Raw genomic sequence first — 418 nt, 5'->3', positions numbered from 1 at the left:
TATAATGTTGTTCCTCCAATTGAAACTTTCATTTCATTTGTTAATGGAACATTTTGTTCATTAATAATTGTTCTCCACCATTCCCATGCAAGACCTGTACATTCTCTTGCTACGACTTTTACATTTTTTGAATTCGGCGGAAGTGGTATGACTGTATTGAAATGAGCAGTTCTGTCTCTGCCGTTTCCTTCCCAAGTTTTATGGGTTAGTACTTCTTTRCCATTTTKATCATATGAGAATTCATCCCAAGATACATCAAATTGAGCAACATATCCACCAGTATGATCAAGTGTCATTTTAGCACTAGAATATTCTGTAGTTGTAGTCTCAATATAATCTGTATTGTTATGAACAGCAGCAGTTGCGTTATCTTTTAAGAAAGTGCTTGTATATGAAATTGGGTATGCTGGATTTTTAG

The 418-nt window shown here is 34.4% G+C and carries 1 protein-coding gene; it reads right to left on the bottom strand.

Annotation, left to right across the window (positions count from 1 at the left end; translation table 11 throughout):
- Window positions 1-418, bottom strand: a 418-nt coding sequence (locus AC1DIT_RS28580) for a thiol-activated cytolysin C-terminal domain-containing protein (RefSeq protein WP_476998636.1), incomplete at both ends; no start/stop codon positions are given.

This window comes from Bacillus sp. 05T22 (genome assembly GCF_056396765.1).
The sequence above is the reverse complement of the archived record's forward strand: the minus strand, read 5'-3'. Positions and strand labels throughout refer to the sequence as shown.